Below are 982 nucleotides of genomic sequence, written 5' to 3'. Positions count from 1 at the left end.
CCTTTTGAGAAATTTACTGTAAAAGAAAGGTCTTGAACAATTAAGTCATTATTTATAACGATAAATCCGATATGTACTTGATTATGCTTTTTCATCGCGTAATCATATATATATACATCACCCTCAATTATCGACGTTTGAGGCAATTGAGCCTCTAGTTTATTCGAAAAAGTTAGCATAGCTAACAAAATAAAAATTAGTGTGTTCATTATTTCTATACGAATTTGTTAAATAATACTAGTATAAATCAGTTTTTATTCCTCTACCCCACAAATATATTTGAGCATGAAGCAAATATGGGTACACCCAATATAAATTTACCACTTAATATTTTCTCTTCAGCCTCTTAACAACCTCTTCTATCGTAAGTAATTTTTTACTCCAATACACAATCGCTGCATCATACCCTCCACTCTTGGCTTTTTGTTGGGCATTAAAAATGTATAATATACCAATACTTGGGGAATAATTACACTCCAATCTATCTCTTTCGATTATAAAATACCGTACCTTATTGCTTTCTGTTTTGCCAAGACTACCTGTAAAAAAAGCCACTTTTTTACCTGATAAATTAAACTCCTTGTCTGGCACCTGATAAAGAGCATTGAAATATTCTCCCTCTAATTCTGTAAGCAATGGATTGTCATCTATCCCCATTTTATTAATATTATTTAATACACTGTCGGGGATATTTTTAAAACCCCTCTGCTGCATATGGTAAACTTGTGCTAACATATTAGGCCTTATTATCAACAACAAAAAGCATAGAGATACGATATATTTTTTCATTGAGTACATAACTAATGATTAAAAAAATGATTAAGTGACTAAAGTCTAATTCCATTATCCCATAAGTACATTTGAGCATGAAGTAAATACGGGTGTATACCTATATTAAAAATATTTGGGGTCTGTGTTGAATCGTGTGGGTAACCCATAAATCAGGATCCGGAAAAAAGTTGTATAATTGCATTCATGGAAA

2 protein-coding genes are annotated in these 982 nt (G+C 31.4%); both read right to left on the bottom strand.

Annotated features, from left to right (window positions below; translation table 11 throughout):
- Window positions 1-209, bottom strand: a 209-nt coding sequence (locus EII41_RS14400; RefSeq protein ID WP_221620740.1) for a hypothetical protein, incomplete at its 3' end; no start/stop codon positions are given.
- A 115-nt stretch (window positions 210-324) separates the two neighbouring features.
- Window positions 325-735 carry a hypothetical protein gene (locus EII41_RS13640; RefSeq protein ID WP_124791009.1) on the bottom strand — a complete coding sequence of 137 codons (411 nt, stop codon included), beginning with the start codon at window positions 733-735 and terminating at the stop codon, window positions 325-327.
- Window positions 736-982: the final 247 nt, after the last annotated feature.

Origin of the sequence: Tannerella forsythia (assembly GCF_003860135.1) — a bacterium.
Taxonomy (GTDB): Bacteria; Bacteroidota; Bacteroidia; order Bacteroidales; family Tannerellaceae; genus Tannerella; species Tannerella forsythia_A.
Note: the sequence above shows the minus strand (reverse complement) of the source record. Positions and strands in the feature narration are given on the sequence as shown.